The sequence below is a fragment of the Hydrogenophaga sp. genome, assembly GCF_025699295.1.
Taxonomy (GTDB): Bacteria; Pseudomonadota; Gammaproteobacteria; order Burkholderiales; family Burkholderiaceae_C; genus Hydrogenophaga.
Genome location: NZ_JAILWB010000008.1, coordinates 84,618 through 99,778, shown reverse-complemented (window position 1 = coordinate 99,778; position 15,161 = coordinate 84,618). Strand labels below are relative to the sequence as shown.

17 protein-coding genes are annotated in these 15,161 nt (G+C 63.6%); 11 read left to right on the top strand and 6 right to left on the bottom strand.

Annotated elements, in window-relative coordinates; genetic code table 11:
* Positions 1-19: 19 nt before the first annotated feature.
* A complete protein-coding gene (locus K5880_RS10070) occupies positions 20-1,126 on the bottom strand; it encodes a ParM/StbA family protein (RefSeq protein WP_297651312.1) in 1,107 nt (368 codons plus the stop codon).
* A gap of 1,505 nt (positions 1,127-2,631) precedes the next feature.
* Between K5880_RS10070 and K5880_RS10065 the strand changes: the two genes are divergently transcribed.
* Both K5880_RS10065 and K5880_RS10060 read left to right on the top strand, forming a co-directional pair.
* Positions 2,632-4,170 carry an integrase domain-containing protein gene (locus tag K5880_RS10065; protein WP_297651310.1) on the top strand — a complete coding sequence of 513 codons (1,539 nt, stop codon included), beginning with the start codon at positions 2,632-2,634 and terminating at the stop codon, positions 4,168-4,170.
* Positions 4,171-4,462: 292 nt separating this feature from the next.
* Complete coding sequence (locus K5880_RS10060) at positions 4,463-4,708, top strand: hypothetical protein (protein WP_297651308.1); 246 nt, start codon at positions 4,463-4,465, stop codon at positions 4,706-4,708.
* Here the strand turns inward: K5880_RS10060 and K5880_RS10055 are convergent.
* The 3 genes from K5880_RS10055 to K5880_RS10045 form a co-directional block, all read right to left on the bottom strand.
* On the bottom strand, positions 4,692-5,342 hold the full coding sequence (locus K5880_RS10055; RefSeq protein ID WP_297651306.1) for a uracil-DNA glycosylase family protein: 651 nt from the start codon (positions 5,340-5,342) through the stop codon (positions 4,692-4,694). The genes K5880_RS10060 and K5880_RS10055 overlap by 17 nt on opposite strands.
* Before the next feature lie 76 nt (positions 5,343-5,418).
* Entirely contained in the window at positions 5,419-6,159 is a 741-nt protein-coding gene (locus tag K5880_RS10050; protein WP_297651304.1) for a hypothetical protein, read from the bottom strand.
* 313 nt (positions 6,160-6,472) lie between these two features.
* Positions 6,473-7,468, bottom strand: coding sequence for a hypothetical protein (locus K5880_RS10045; RefSeq protein WP_297651302.1), 996 nt, complete (start codon positions 7,466-7,468; stop codon positions 6,473-6,475).
* Positions 7,469-7,673: 205 nt separating this feature from the next.
* Between K5880_RS10045 and K5880_RS10040 the strand changes: the two genes are divergently transcribed.
* The 7 genes from K5880_RS10040 to K5880_RS10010 all read left to right on the top strand — a co-directional run bounded on the left by K5880_RS10040 (position 7,674) and on the right by K5880_RS10010 (position 12,745).
* Positions 7,674-8,210, top strand: coding sequence for a hypothetical protein (locus K5880_RS10040; protein WP_297651300.1), 537 nt, complete (start codon positions 7,674-7,676; stop codon positions 8,208-8,210).
* A 14-nt stretch (positions 8,211-8,224) separates the two neighbouring features.
* On the top strand, positions 8,225-8,524 hold the full coding sequence (locus K5880_RS10035) for a hypothetical protein (RefSeq protein ID WP_297651298.1): 300 nt from the start codon (positions 8,225-8,227) through the stop codon (positions 8,522-8,524).
* Between the two features lie 175 nt (positions 8,525-8,699).
* On the top strand, positions 8,700-9,809 hold the full coding sequence (locus K5880_RS10030) for a hypothetical protein (protein ID WP_297651297.1): 1,110 nt from the start codon (positions 8,700-8,702) through the stop codon (positions 9,807-9,809).
* 144 nt (positions 9,810-9,953) lie between these two features.
* The gene (locus K5880_RS10025; RefSeq protein ID WP_297651296.1) at positions 9,954-10,889 is read left to right on the top strand and encodes a hypothetical protein; all 936 of its coding nucleotides are present in this window, start codon (positions 9,954-9,956) and stop codon (positions 10,887-10,889) included.
* Positions 10,890-11,007: 118 nt separating this feature from the next.
* Entirely contained in the window at positions 11,008-11,331 is a 324-nt protein-coding gene (locus tag K5880_RS10020) for a hypothetical protein (protein ID WP_297651295.1), read from the top strand.
* A gap of 40 nt (positions 11,332-11,371) precedes the next feature.
* Positions 11,372-11,554 carry a hypothetical protein gene (locus K5880_RS10015; protein ID WP_297651294.1) on the top strand — a complete coding sequence of 61 codons (183 nt, stop codon included), beginning with the start codon at positions 11,372-11,374 and terminating at the stop codon, positions 11,552-11,554.
* 45 nt (positions 11,555-11,599) lie between these two features.
* Positions 11,600-12,745, top strand: a complete 1,146-nt coding sequence (locus K5880_RS10010; RefSeq protein ID WP_297651293.1) for a hypothetical protein — start codon at positions 11,600-11,602, stop codon at positions 12,743-12,745.
* A 123-nt stretch (positions 12,746-12,868) separates the two neighbouring features.
* On the opposite strand, the gene K5880_RS10005 is transcribed toward K5880_RS10010, so the two are convergent.
* Both K5880_RS10005 and K5880_RS10000 read right to left on the bottom strand, forming a co-directional pair.
* Positions 12,869-13,537: a uracil-DNA glycosylase gene (locus tag K5880_RS10005; protein WP_297651292.1), complete on the bottom strand. Its 669-nt coding sequence runs from the start codon at positions 13,535-13,537 to the stop codon at positions 12,869-12,871.
* On the bottom strand, positions 13,534-13,713 hold the full coding sequence (locus K5880_RS10000; RefSeq protein WP_297651291.1) for a hypothetical protein: 180 nt from the start codon (positions 13,711-13,713) through the stop codon (positions 13,534-13,536). The genes K5880_RS10005 and K5880_RS10000 overlap by 4 nt, the downstream gene beginning before the upstream one ends.
* Positions 13,714-13,972: 259 nt before the next feature.
* Between K5880_RS10000 and K5880_RS09995 the strand changes: the two genes are divergently transcribed.
* Positions 13,973-14,761 carry a hypothetical protein gene (locus tag K5880_RS09995; protein WP_297651290.1) on the top strand — a complete coding sequence of 263 codons (789 nt, stop codon included), beginning with the start codon at positions 13,973-13,975 and terminating at the stop codon, positions 14,759-14,761.
* A 29-nt stretch (positions 14,762-14,790) separates the two neighbouring features.
* A complete protein-coding gene (locus tag K5880_RS09990) occupies positions 14,791-15,150 on the top strand; it encodes a hypothetical protein (protein ID WP_297651289.1) in 360 nt (119 codons plus the stop codon).
* Positions 15,151-15,161: the final 11 nt, after the last annotated feature.

Here is a 15,161-nt window from a genome sequence, read left to right as displayed (position 1 = left end):
TCCGTATCCCTCGTTTCTCTCAGACCGCGGCGGATGCCGCCTCACTGATGGCCTCGGCCGCAATGTGGAATCCCCTCACATTCGAAAAGATCGCGCCAGCATCCATCTTGATCCGACGCTCGAGCGAAGGAACATGACGGACCAAGAAGCTGTGGAACACCTCGGCGCCACCGCCACAGATCAGGATGGTTCGAAAGTCCGCGAAGTCGCCGACGTTCGCAAGCATCGCTTCGTAGGCGGTGCGCAAGACGGCGTCAATCGCCGCCGCATAGTTCGCCAAGTAGTACGTCCGTCCAGCAACCTCGAAGGTTTCAGCGCGCAGGCGAATGGCCTGGTCGATTTCTTCAACGATCTGGTAGTTCTTCACCAAGCCAGGATCGATCTCTTTGGCCACGGCATGCGCACATTCCAGCATCGAACCGGAGTGGGCACCAGAACGCGTGAGGTTGGGCTGGCGATCCCTGGAAACGAGGTAGTCGACGGTGCCACCTCCAACATCAATCACCAGGTTCCAACCCTCAAGGCCCAAGCCTTGGGTGAGCCCGAGGTTTGCAAGAGCGCCAAACGGTTGCATCAGGACGTAAGCGTTCAAAACACGCACCGTACGAGTGCCGGCAGCACTGTCGACAGATCCGATGAAGTGCGTGCCCTTCGCGAGTTCGACGAGGCGGGTCCGGTATTCAGAGTAGTTATTCAGGGGCAGTCCTAAAGCCAGGTGCTCAATCACCAGCTCCTGCGGGTTGCCAGCGTCCTCAAGCATGTAGTGCATCGCACCATGCATGAGGGCAAGGTAGTTCGGAGTCGTGCTGTAGTCGGCAAGGACGTGACGAGGCTGTGAGCCCTTCAAGTGCATAGCGACGCCCTTGCCAGCAAAGTAGAGGGCTCCGTCGATTTCAGTCAGGCACCCATCGCTCGCTTGGTCTCCAGGCTTGTACTCCAGCTTGCGGCTGCGAGGGATTGATGCTGCGATCGATGGAAAGGTGCCAGTCTCAATCATGGCCTCATTGAAGATCACCTTGCGCCCAAGGGTGTACTTCGTATTGGCGTAGCCGACATCGATGGCGCGCGTGGCCACGGTAATGGAAGCGCGTGGGGCGCCGTAGGCAAGGGGCAGATCGCGTTTCAAGGGACTCTCCTGTTTCAAGTAAGCACAAACGTGTGCGGACAGGGAATTCTTCGAGAACTGAGCAGGCTTGTCGCGCGATCCGGTCCAGTTTTGGCGCGCGCGCCAGAAAATCGTCAACGAAATTCCGAAAGAGGGGGGGTTTCGGTATTTCGCGGCGCTTGCCGCAGATCGTAGGTACCGAAAGAGGGGGGGGTTCGGTATTTCGCCGCGTGTGCGACGGCTCGCAGATACCGAAAGAGGGGGGTTTCGGTACTAGGGCTGCATTCCGAGATTGATTCCCGCCTCACACCACATGTGGGCGCGGTTCGAGCGCCCCTGCAGGGGTGCCAGCAGAGTCGGGCGACCACACATTCGGAGCCAGGCCTTCCCCAACTTGAAGAGCACGACACGTCATGCAGTCCGCATCTCTTGACGCGGCTATCGAGCCAACAGTGGGCCGGTTGTCCACACCTCACGAAAGGCGCAGATTCAAGGGAACCATCGAAGAGTGAGTGATGACAAGGCCCTGTATTTACAAGCCCTGCCGGGATGCGCTAAAGGAAGGATCGTGAGAATGAGAGTCGCCGTGCAACTGTGGACAACCTCCGAGTGCAAGAACACTTGCCAACAGCTGGCCCGATTCGGTTGCAGCCTCTCAAGATGGCCGATAGAGTCCGAGCCACTACATCCACGTGATGTTTCGCGGGCCCAGCGCCTGCCTCTACCGCTCCCAAGATGGAGCAAGCCGTACCTCTCCACTTTGAGAGGCACGCGCCAGGACCAAGCGGTCCGAAACCGGGTCAGTGACCCAGCGGCTTGTCCCGCGATGCGGACAGGAAGTGGCGGCCCCATTGGGGCTTAGCCCTCTAGCAATCCATCAGGTCCAAAGACTGGACCCGCCTTCACGTGTTGTTCTCTACAGAAGCACCTGAGCCGGCGACCCTTCGGGGTATCAAGCAACTACTTCACGTGCCGACGCACGCGCCCACCTTGAGTGGCAAGTCAATCCGCCTGGCAGAGCTGGGAGCCCAGAGGGGCCTACAAAGGGAATGACGGGAAAGAGCGCGAGCGGAACGGGTCAGGGGACAAGTCCTCCTGGCAAGTGAAGTCACGAGATCAGCGAATAGCTGGTTGAGGCTGGCCAACCGGAAACGGCCCTGACCTTGGAGGTCAGTTACCCCCCCTGAACCCACTCACTGGTTCAGGGTGCCCCTCGCAAGAGGGTTGCCCCACGGAGTCGCTTCCCGTGACGGCAGGATGGATTACTAACGTACCCGGCGAAGGACCAAGACTTGAGAGATGCCTGCCAGGAGGCGCAAAACCTGGAACCCAATCTGTAGAGGGGCCGAAAGGCTCGATGTTGACGTGCGTGCGTTGTTCTGTTGCCTTTGCGGCGGAGGCCTTGATGGGCGGTCCGGAGCCATTGCAAGGGAAGAACGCATTCACTGGTGGCACCAGCGTGACGCAGATCGCAGGCGCTGGGATTCTGGGACCCGGGTCGACCCCGCAACGATGAGGAGCAACTGATGGCGAAAGAGGAAACCAACATTGGAGATGGTGGCGATCTGCCCGAGTCGAAGGAGGGGCGCCGCGAGCGCCGCTTGCAGGAGCGCGCGCGCGCTAGGGAAGTGAATCGCCAGATCAGTGCAGACCTGAAAGCGCAAAAGACGACGGCCGCGAACAGGAAACGCCATACGGGCGTCCTGGCGGCTGTGGCGGAACGCGCGGAGCACGTGCACAAGCACGACATCATTGCGCAGGTGATCTACCTGTTTGAAAAGGGAAATCTTCCTGCAGGCACGGGCCGCAAGCGTTCCATGTCTGAAACAACGCAGACCCAGCACAAGGAAGCACTGATTCGAGCCATGCGCGAACTGAAGGAGGAACGAATGACGGTTCGCAATCTAAGCGAGGTGGGGCGCAAGCATGTTCTTGCCTTGATCAAGCGCTGGGTGAAGGAGGGCCAGTCGTACGGAACGATTCAGAACAAGGTGAGCAGCCTTCGGGTGATGACGACGCTGATGAATCGCCCTGGAGTGGTGCCGCGCGACGGCGCGTATCTCACTTGGTTGAACGACCACGGGATTGATCTGGTGGCCATGCGCACCAGCAAGGTGGCTCTGGAGCCGAAGACCTGGTCGGTGAAAGGAGTCGATCCAATGCAGGTGATTGAGAAGATGCGTGAAGAACACCCGGTTGTGGCGATGTGCCTGGAACTGCAGTACGCATTTGGCCTTCGTGCGGCCGAAGCGACTCACGCGGAGCCGGTCAGCGGGGATCTGGGAGACTTCCTGCACATCAGGGGTGACTCGCGCGGCGGCGCAAAGGGGGGGAAATCCAGGACGGTGCCGTTCTCGGAAGATCCGACGCTGCGTGCGTGGCAGCAAGACGCACTGGAGCGAGCCAAGCGGCTGGCCCGCAACCATCGCTTGTTGCGCCTGGCGGTCCCTGGAAAGGACTACGAGCAGATGCAGAACCACTTCTACTACGTGTGCGGCAAGTACGGGATCACGAAGAAGGGGATGGGGGTTGTGCCACACGGCTTGCGGCACATGTACGCCCAGCGTCGCTACCAGGAGCTCACGGGCCTGCCAGCGCCGGTTCAAAGCACGGTTGAGATGTCGGTGTACCGCGCCAACGCGGAGGTGATTCGTGAGGGAGCGCGGCAAGTGAGTGTGGAGGCGGGTCATCAGCGTCCTTCCGTCACGGGGGCCTACAACGGGAGCGTGTACTCGCAGTCCAAAGAGCAGACGGCGCGCGCCAAGGCATGGCTCGACCGACTTCAGTCGTGCGACGGGTTGAAGGCGCTTGCGCAGTCCCTGGACGTGCGATCGATGTACCTGTCGGGGAAGGCCGCGAAGGGCGTTCGCCTGCTGCCGGGAGACGCAGTTCGGCTCCTGGTGGACAAGGAAGTGACCCCTCAAGTGATGTACGAGCTCGGTCTGCTGCAGCGCACGGCGACCAGGCTGCTCAAGCTCGACGAGGGCGTGCTCGTCGACGTTGTGCATGTCGAGCAAGCGCAAGAAGAGCGCGACAGCTATCTCGAGCTGAATCTGCAGGTCTGAGCGCAGGTGGAGATGCGAATGGCGGAAAGTCACTTTGTGACCCTGCGGGCAGAACGCCAGGGCGATGAGGCGGAGGTCGCCGAGGTCAGCGGTTTCGCGCTAGAACTGGCCCGGTTTGAGATGCAGTTGCGCGATCTGCTGGCGACCAGGCGGCATATGCCTGGGTCGGGCCTCCAGAGCCCAAAAAGTTAGTTTTGATTGGACGATGCCCCTACGCTGACTGGACACCGAGCAGGGCTCCTGTAGCCTGATCGCACGCACAAAGATCTTCCTCACCCGCCAGATCAAACCCATGAGCGCCAGCCCATCCACAGATTCCAGCGCCGCGCCTGCGGTGCTTCTTCACGCACTGGAGGCCAAGCACCCACTGCGCACCAAGCCGCTGGGCGAGATTGCCGCTCAGGTGCGCAACCTGCAGCAGGCCGCATGGCGAGATCTGGCCAGCTGGTACATCGCGCGCGTGTCGTTCAACCAGCTGGTGGAGGCCTGGACTGAGACGAATGAGTTTCGGGCTTGGCCAATCACCCCGACGCCCTAGCGGTGAGCACCGCCGCCACCACCGCATCCCGATTGGCCCTGCGCTCGGCGCCGCTCAGGCTCCGCTGGCGGTTCATGTAGACAAAGGCAATACCGCGACTGGCCACCGGTTCGCGCGCGTGGTCGGCAGCCCACTTCCCGATGAAGACCACGATGCGCGGCGCGAGCACATCGAGCCAGCGCTCGAAATGCGTGACAACGCAGTTGTCGGTCAACGCGCGCGATGGCGCCGCATCACCCTGCGTGCGGCAGCGCACCACGTTCGTGTAGGCGATGTCTTCCAGGCTCAGCCCGCACTCGCGCAATGGGAAATAGTTGCCGTGCACAGGCCAGCGCACAATGAAAGACTCAAGCTGGATACGTAGCTGTTCGTACGCTCCCTCGCTGGGGTTGTCGCGCAAGGTGCGCAAGGCGGCCGTATAAGGAAGGTCTTCAGCTGACAGCGATTTGGGCGTGCCCGGGTTCTGCCCGACTAGGAGCACGCGGTGCGCCTCGTAGTTCGCTCCCACGTACCCTGGCTGGGGCACGTTCTCTGCGTCGTCGCGTAGCAGCTTGGCACTGTGCGCTTTGGTGCACGATGCGCAGCGCACCACCCGTGCGAACTCGCGCGGCCAGGAGATCGGGACGTGCGTCAAGTCCACCTCCGCGGGTTGTGCCGGATGGACAGAAGACATCCTCCCGGGGATTTGGGGCGGATGCGCTCTGGCCGCCTCATTGAGTGGCGCGGGGCATCCCAGGGGTGCCAGCTCCCTTGTTCGCGCCGGGGTTGCCGCCCTGATCCTCAGTCTTGCCTTTCGAGCCCTTTTCGGCGTCGGCAATTGCCTTCACCAGGTCGTCAAAGCTGCGCACCCCCGGGGCCTCATACAGACCGATCAGCTTGGGTTCAGCATTGCAGGCGAGCTTCTTCTTCGCCGAGTCGGTGTCGGGCTTTGGCTTGCCATCGGCTCCGTCCACGGATGCGATGCTGGCAGAGTCCGAGGGCGTCTTCTCTCCGTAGGGAGGCGTCACAAACGGCAAGATTGCAGCAAGGTTCTTCAGCCCAGCTGTCGAGTCTGAATCTGCGTTGACCGACTCCAGCGCCCCGTCCTTGAGCTTGAGCGCAAACTTGCTGCTGTCGAAGGCCCCCGGCTCATAGCGCACGAACATCCGTTTGCTGTAGTCGGTGCGCACGGAAAACACCTGCTTGAGCAAGGGCACGCAGGTGTTCTCCGCAGCCGTGCCGAGCAGCTTGCCTGTCTTGTCCTCGACGTGGGCGCGCAGCTGGTACAACTCAATCACGTTGAGTTGAGCGTAGACAGGGATGCCTTGGTACTTCAGGCCCGATGGAGTGGTATCTGGGGTCGCGTTTTCCACCGTGTACAAGTGCCCGGAACAGGCACTCAGCAGCGTGGCGGCGCACGCAAGCGCGAAGGTGCAAGCGCCACGGGGGGCCTGAAAGGTGCGATCGCTCATGGGTTCCCTCCAAAGGCCGCCTCATCGAGGATTCAGCGCATGTGTGTCGCCTGGTGACTTGTCCGGCGGCCGGTGGGAGGCCGGGGCGGGCATGCGGCGCCACCCAGCCCCACCTCAGCATGCATTCCCGCCCGCAGATGGTGGCCGATTTCTCGGCCGACGCCAAGACGCTTGGATGCACATATTGGGGAAGGGGCAAAGCCGCGCGCCCCTCAAATAGGAGAACTCCTGGCAAGTTGAGGTCACTGCCGCTGCGCCCAGTCGGCTAGTTGCCCCTGCCAAGGGGCGGCCCGATGGATTCGAGGGGGCTCCGTCAGCGTGGCCACGGCAGGAGCGTCTGTGCAGCTTTGGCCTGGGTGTGCACGGCCCGTCCACCACCGAAGAACTCACGCAGCCTGCTCGTTCCGGTTTCGCCAAGCCCGCTCACGCGCATTGCGTCACCACGGCCAAGTCCAGTGCTCACGTCGCGCGCTGCGCCCACAGTAGCCACGCCGGCGCGCTCCAGCGCTTTGACCACAGACATGCCAACCCAGGGGGCCAGGTTGCGCACCACGTCCTCATCGTGCGGGCGAGTCAAGGCATCGGGCTCAAGCACGCCAAACTTCCACAGCGCCCACTGATCGGGTGCCTCGTTCAACTCCAGGCCCACGCCGCGAAGCGTCAGCACAAGCTCGCGCAGCGTGATCTTGCCGAACTGTCCCCACAACTCGCTCAACGTCATCGCGCGCAGTGCGCCAACGGTGTCGATGTGGCGTTCCAGGCAACGTGTGACGGTCGCAGGCCGCAGTCCCAGTTGGGAGATCGAACTCGCATCACTCACGCAGCGCTGTGCCGCCGGCGTCTTGTGCGCAATCTCCGCTTGGGCGAGGGCCGCGTGCAATGGGTGGTCGCTCTCCCGAAACCCAAGCCCGTGCTCACCCAGCAGCCTGCGCAGGTGCTCGACGCTGGTTTGACCAACATCCTTCATCGCAAGCAACTCGTCCTCGCTGGCCAGCGCGAAGTCCTCCGGGCAGACCAGGTTGCGCTCGCGCATCTCAAAGACCGCCGCGCGACGCAAGCCAAGGTCTTCTACCGGTGTGTCCAGACCCACGGGGGCGGCCGTCGCTTCGCGCGCGCGCGTTTCGCGCGGCGACCAGCGAAAGGGCTCCAGAACGAGCATCGCCGGGTCAACGCCTTGCTGTTCGGCATGGGCCACCAACCGCCTGGTGCGCAGCACCCAGGCCTGCAGCGTCCGCAAGCAATTGCTCAGCTCCTGCGGTTCGACGGCCAATAGATCCTCGATCGCGACGATGGTCATCTGCTCGGGCATGCGTTGGCCTCTCATTGTTCACGGACAAAGCGCCCGCCAGCGCGCGCGCCATCTTCAAACGCCGGCAACTCAGAACGCGAAACTCTATCCTCGCCCATCAAAGCGCGGCTGGCTACCACCGCGCGCTCTCGCCCCCTAGACAAAGCAACTTTGTGGCGTACCTTGAACGCAAGCCCCCCGGTTGGTGGGCACATTCAAGGACACGATGACCACAACCTCCCCCGCCGCGGGCGCCGCGCCCGATGACCGCGCCCCTGATGCCAACAACGTGCGCGCAGGCCGCGAGTACTTTCTGCGGCCCATCTCCAGCCGCGCCCAGGCAGAGCAGTTCTGCATGAGCCTCGAGCGCGACGGCTTGGCCTTCCACTTCGACGACCCGCTCGATGAGATCGTCAACATGCACAGCGGCGAGCGCACCTTCAACGATGCCGAAGCCGGCGCGCTGCGCCAGCGCGTGAGCGAATTGTTCGAGCACATGGAAGGAGACCCGTACAACATCGCCGTGGCGTGCACCAACGCCCAGGGCGGGCCGCTCTACCGCATCGACTGGCTGCGCGGCTACGACGAGAACGACGGCAAATGGGGGTATGTCACCCGCGACTCACTCAAGGAAGAACACGGCCTCACCGAAAGTGAACTGACCGGCCTGAGCCCCAGCGTCATGGCCGTGGGAGACTCCATCCCCATGGTCCCGCCCATGCCCGCTGCCGGCGACCTCGCCACCATCACCCGCATCCAGTGAGCGAGCAACACGCAGTGGCAAGCCGCGAAAACACCCTGGCCGCCAAGCTGCGCGCCACAGGCATTGGGGTGCTCGGCGTCAGCGAGGCCGATGACGCAGTGGATGGCGAGATCGCCCTGAGCGACAAGACCTACGTGCAGGTGCACACCTTCGAGCCGGGCTGGAGCGTCGGGCGAGAGCTGCCCAATGGAAACTTTCGCCACTACCCATCTCGCGTGCGCTTCATCGATCTGATCGCCGACATCCGCGCGGCCCTGGCCGAAGAAGCGGAAGAAGCCGTAGGCGGACAAGCCCATCCCCGCAGCAGACGCTAAGACCGGGCGTCATTGCGCCCACGCAACCCCGGTCTACGGACCCTTTTAGCCACGTAGACCGGGCTCGGCTCACGCGCGCGGTCCCTATCGTTGCCCTACGCCCAAAAGGTGATTCCACGTTCAGGACGCCAAACCAAGCCGCCTGACCAACCGCGCCTCCCAGTTGTCCCCCCGCATGAACGACTTCGCACCAACGCTGCCCCTCGTGGACCAGACGCCAAGCAGCTTCGCCGAACTCGCGCCGATGCTCAGTGAGTACACGCGCAGCGAATATGTGCAGCTCGAGAAGAGCACTCGCCGAAGCAGCGGGGCGAGCCGAAGCCTCCTGTTCACATCCCTCATGCGTGCCTGCCTGCGCCAGCCCAAGGTCCCCGGGGCTGATCTTCTGCCCCCCGCCGATCACCCGCTGCACCAGGCGCACCAACTCTACGGCGATCTGGCGTGCGCGCTCGTTCGCCAGAATCTGCGCCAGCGCAGCCTGGATCAACCCCCCGGACGGCACTCGCGCGAGTCCTCCCGCACTCTGGGTGTACTCATCTCCCCGTACTGGCAGGCCGATTTCAGCGTGCGAGAGATAGATCTGCACGCACTGGTGCATACAGCCCGCGCACCAGGCAACCAAGACACGAGTTCCGCAAACCCGCTGGCCTGGGTCTTGAAGTGCGAGCTCATGCTGCAGTTGCAGCTACCTGTCATCCGCAAGAAGGGCTACCGCGACGTACACATTGCCTTCTCGCTGTCGCAGACCAGTGGCCCACAAGCCCTCACTGTTGTTGTCTCCATGGACGAACTGGGTCACTCGCTGGCCACCGTCGTCGAGGGCGCCAGCCGCCAGCGCTTCCAGCTGGGCTCCATCAGCGCGGCTGAGGTTGCCATGCAATGTGCCTTCCTGCACACGATGGGGATCCCGCCCATCGTCAACCGTGAGATCCGCGCCCAGGCCCTGCAAGCGTTGCATGTCCAGGCAAGCGAAGGCCTGCAATGCGCGCGCTCAGAACTGGTCATCAACGAATACGGCGCCCACATCCTTCAAGCGGCAAACACCGACGCCCAGGTGCACGCGGCCATGGCCCGGCTTCAGGACGCACAGATGCTCTCCTTTGCGACCGTGCTCAGCCAGGAGCGCGAGAGCGTCATGCAACCGCTGGGGGACAGCCCCATGACGGATGTGGGATTGCGCAGATGGGTGCTGCGACAGCTCGCACAGGGCCGCAGTGACTCACCCCGCTGGGCGTTCGACCGCTACCCCGGCCTGCAGTTGTGCGCCGCTGGACAGGGGACCTGACAAGACGCACGCGCATCTATCGCAACAGAGAGGTGAACGCAACCGAAGCGGCTCACCACGTGAATGAAGCGCCTTGCCGACGCAAGCGCAACTGGACCGATTCGTTGGCGCGCTACCGAATGCGTTTCCACAATCGATCGCACCATGACAGCCACCCCAAACGACAAGAACTCTCAGGCGGCATTGCTGCTGCCATCGCTGCGCGAATGCTTCCTTGCGAATCGCTACTTGCTACTCGCGCTCGTCTCCAATGAACGGGCGCGCGCCGGCGCGGCCAAGGCCTATCCGAGCGGCACTGCCGTGCTGCTGCGCTGCGTGTACCCGCAAGTCCGCGTGGATGCGCAAACCGCAACGCAGTGCGACGCAAGCGCATGCCTCGACCTCGATTGCATCAGTGCCCGTTCGATAGACCCTCTGGCTACCCTTGCCGCCCCGCACCCGCTGCACAGGGAACTCTTCAATTGGGCTCCCATGCCAGCGGCATGCGAAGCCTTCGCGCAGGCTGGCACGCAGCAGCAGCAGCAAGCCGCCGCCCAGGCGCTGGACCGCAGCAGCATCGTTCACCTCGCCTTCGCACCTGGAACTCCCCATGAGCCGCTGTACGTTCTCAGCGCGAACGAGCAAGGTGCATCCGTCACGCATCGGTACCAGAACTCCCAGTGGAGCAGCTGCGAACTCGACTACGGTCTGCGCAGTGAATTCGAGGAGGCTCTGGAAATGGCTCACCTGCGAGCATGCACGGAGAACGGCACTCCCACGGTAGGGGCGCCAAGCGAACACGACATCAGCGACATGCACGACGCGCTGCGTGTACAAGCGCTCGCGCAGCGACAAGCCGCGGTGAGCGCCTGCCTCATCAGTGAACGTGACGTGTTCGTCCCTCGCATCCGACTCGCCAGCATCACCGATGCCGCGCAACACATCGATGTGCTGACGCCGATCCCGTCAATCGTTGCAACCACCCAGAGCGAGATCGAACAGCAGTTCGACTCCTTGTTGGTTCGCGTGGCGCTGCGCGAGCGCGCAAGCTACCCCCGTCCGAGCGGCTTCGGCGAACTCGATGAAGACGACGCCTCCTGAAGAAAAGGCCGGTTTGCAGGCCTTGACAACAGGGCACGTGCCTGTAGCTTGAATTCATGCCCCGACTGGGCGCCGCCGACGTGATCCGCATCGCAAGCGGCCAAGTACGCAATCCCGCATGAGCCTGCCACCCCTTCCCATCAACGTGCGTGAGCACATCGCGAACACCCTAACGGCCGAGCAGGCACAGGGCGTCATCGCTGGCGTGTTTGCCAGAGCGCGTGAGCCACACGAGACAAATCCAGACCTGCCTCTGCTCAGCTACGCGGCGGTCGGTGTTCAGGTGCACCTGCGAAGAGCGGGTGAGGCGCCCGGCACCGCAGCGCTTTGCGGCGCGCGCCCCGTAGGCGTGTTCACGATATGGGCCAACTCCAAGGCTGCCCATCTCAACTGTGTGCGGTGCGAGACCGTGCGCGATCGAGCGCTGAACGGCCTCGGTTGAGTCACCAAACCAGCCCACCCCCTTCACCCATAGCCACGAAATGACCTTCTACGTCTATCGCCCCGCCGAGCGCGCGTTCCTCGCAGAGGACGAGAAGTCCTGGACCCCCGACATGTTCAGCGCCGCCGGCTTCACCGATCGCCAAACTGCCGACCAGATCGCCCTTCGCGAGCTGGGCCCTGGCCACGACGCCCATGTGCTCGACGACGGCGTCGACATCTGAGCAAGCCTTTTCCTCACCCAGACCAGACCCAATCGAGACAAGCGCATGACCACGAAAGCCCTCCCCGAGCAGATCACGCAACTGGAACAAGCCAAGCAGCTGGCCACCAGCCCGGCAATCGCCCTGCAGGCCGGCTCCACTGCCGACGCAATGGCCGAGGCAAACGCTCAGACCAGCCGGCTGTGGATGGTGCCGCGCGCTCAGATTCGGGTCCTCGACGGCTTCAACGTGCGTGTGAAAAGCACTGCGCTGGATGAGCACATCCGCTCGCTGGCCAACAGCATGCTGCAGGCGGGCTTCGATCAGCAGCACCCCCTGGCCGGCTACGTGGCGCGCGAAGGCGCGGCCGATGTGATCTACGTGACCGATGGCCACTGCCGACTACAAGCGCTCGATCTTGCGGTGAGCGAAGGTGCTGCCATCGAGCGGGTGCCGATGATCGTGAGCGACCAAGCCCGTTCGATGGAAGAGATCACCGTCGCCCTGGCCAGATCGGCAACCGGCAAGCCGCTGGAGGCCTTGGAAAAGGCCGCCGTTTGCAAACGCCTGATCGGGTTTGGCTGGTCGGAGCAACAGGTTGCCAGCCGCCTGAGTCTGACCGCCACGTACGTGCGCGATCTGCTGACCCTCATTGGCGCGCCGGCGCCGCTGCGCGATCTCGTCGCCCAGGACAAGATTTCCGCGACGGCCGCTCTGCACGTGATCGCCGAACACGGTGACGCTGCCACCGAGCGGATCCAGGAAGGGCTGCAGAAGGCCCAGAAAAGCGGAAAGACCCGCGTCACGGCCAAGTTCATCGCCCCGGCCGTGCAGCAGGTAACCGTCAAGCAAGGCGTGCGTCTGTACTCGCTCGCGCAGGAGCTGCGCGCCGACCCCGGGTTCGCCAGCCTGAGTGAGGACATGCAGAAGAAGCTCGACGACTTGCTGCAGCAGATCGCCAGCAAGAAGGAGCGCAAGGGCAACGCCGGCAAGAGCGAGGACGGCGCTTCGGCCCACGACGCTGACAAGGGTGGCGAGCCGGCCAATGACCAGGCCATCAGCAATCCTGGCGGGAAAGACACCAATCCGGAAGCCACTCCGCCCGCCAGCAAACCCGCAACCCAGTCGCAGCCCTACGAGCGGCCCATCGGCGAGAGCCCGTTCGACGACGAGCCTGGCATCACTCGCGAGCCCTTCACTGAGGCGGCCTGAGGCAACGCGCGATCACTGTAGCCGTCGTCAGCGATTCGCCAGCGCCCCTGGCAAGAAGACCGCCGCAATGCGGTCCGCTCCGTCCCCTGATCGCAAGCAGTGGCGCGTGAAGTAGAACGCAGACTACCGCGGGTCGAGCTTCTGAGCGAGCAAGCGCAGCGCCTCCACGATCTGAGAACGATTTTTCGCTGATCGATTGACGAACACGGGCGAGGGATGCGGCATGCTCTGCACCCCAACCCCCGGGCGCACCTGCACCACCAGCTGCGAGGCCAATGCGGCCTTGCGCCCGACGAACACAACAATCCGCAGGCCCGGCAGCAAAGCCAGCAACGCCTCCAGCCATTCTCGCGCCTGGGCGACATCGGACCCGCGTACAGGCCGGATCCTGCCCCCCTCGCCGACGTACCAGGGCACGACATTCCACAGCAGCGTGCGCCGGCGCTCGATGCCGGCCTCCTGGGAAGACAGGAAGAAGTTCTTGGCCGTCTCGTCGGGGTTGTTGCGCGAGACAAACCCACTTTGCACGGCGCGCGGGCCCGGGGCCTCCAGCAAGAAAAGCACCTCGGCCTCAACGCCACCGTCCAGCGGATCGAAGTCGGGCACCGACCTCGGATCGACCTGTCGCTCTCTGATTCGCATGGCCAGGTCACTGAGCGGGCGCATGTGAGCGGCCTGCAGCCTGCTGCGTCGAAACTCGCGCTCCTCGGCGCTGGCAAGTGTCTTGGGCGCGTCGGGGCGGCCGTCGCGCAACCAGGCGCCGTGCGGGCGCAGCGGCGGGGCGGCACTCACGACAGCTCGACCCCGCGCCAGGCCTCGCGCACACGAAGCACCTTGAGGTTGGACTCGCCGCCCATGCTACCGCTGCGCGTCCTGCCGCTGCAGGCGCGAGCGGTGCGCACGACACGCCCGAGCGCGCCCGGTTGCTGGCGCAGGTCCAGGCCCCAGCCGTAGCGAAGGCTGTGCATGATCCGCACCAAGGGATGGCGTCGTTCAGATCGCATGTCTCATTCTCAGCCCGCCGCGCATCCGGCGCCAAGGTGCAGCCCGCTACCAGCGTCCCAACTGAACCGATTCAATTGCCTGCCTGTCTCGACCTCACCACAATCGAGCCGCACTGACCCCCTGGTCACCGCGTCGGCTCCTGCCGGCATTCATCCAACCCTTCCGGGAACCTATTCCCGGACGGGACTTTGGTTTCCCGGAATTCCCTTCGTGGAGCATTTCGTGAACACCAAACCCAACTACCCAGTCGAGATGGTCGATGGCCTGGGCCTGAACCTGGAACAGCGCCTGTACGTCATCGACAACGGCGCCGGCTTCAGCTGCTTCGGCTTTGACAACTGCTTCGAAGAGGCCCAGCACCTGTCGGACCTCATGGAGTTGCCTGCGCTCGACCCCGAGCTGCGCGGCACACGTGAGTGCTACAGGCTCAACGAGAAGCTGCTGCGCTTGTTCGCCAAGCACCCCGCCTCCAAGCGCACCTGGTTCCGACCGGGCACGCCAAAGGCGGTTCAACGCGTCCTGGAAGCGGCGCGCGCGAGCTGCGACGACTTCGGCACCAATGGAACCATGCTGCGAATCTTCTATGGCGATCCGCAAACTGGCCGAGACTGGTGCGAAGAGCACAGTACCGTGGGCTTCATCGCCCGCACCGGCGGCGTGCTGCGGGTTCCCCTGCTGCTCGAGCCTCTGCTCGATGGCGAGCGCAACCTGTGCCGCAGCGAATTCGGCGATGCTGTCAACACGGCCAACATCGTGCGGATCATCGACGTGCGCCGCGCCGAGGAGGTCTACCGCGCCAAGAACTACGTGCTGCCCCAGTTCGCCATTGAGGTGAAGGAGGGCAACGCGGCCTACCCGGTGGTTGTCACGCGCGAGGACCAGTCCGTCGCAGCGTTCGACAGTCATGAGAAGGCAGCCCAATGGATCGCCTTCATGCAGGGCTTTCGGGTGCACCAAGCGTTTCGCACGCAGAAAGAGCACCGCGCCGAACTGGACACCGTGCTCGACTGAGGCCAGCGCCACCCAGCAACGCTGAACCCATGATCAACGACCTCCACCCCCAAGAGAACTTGCCGACCTACCGCGAAGTGGCGAAACACATCGCCGATCGGAACGCAGACACGCGCCGCGCGGACCTCCATCCCTACTTCCCGGGGTTGTCGGCGCGGCAGCTCAACAAGGCCATGGAGAACGCCCTCAACAAGGGCCTGATCGAGAGCGTCGGCCGCGGCCTGTACCGCGCCCGCGTCGAGTCGCGAGCAAGCATGGCGCCCACCCTTTCGCAGAACGCGCAAAGGATCGTCATGCAAGCGACAAAGAACCTGTCGAGCATCGAGCGCGCCTGGTTCGCTGTGGTCGCAGACCACCTGGCAGGCCGCGAGCGCTACGCGTCCGCCTGACACCATTGATC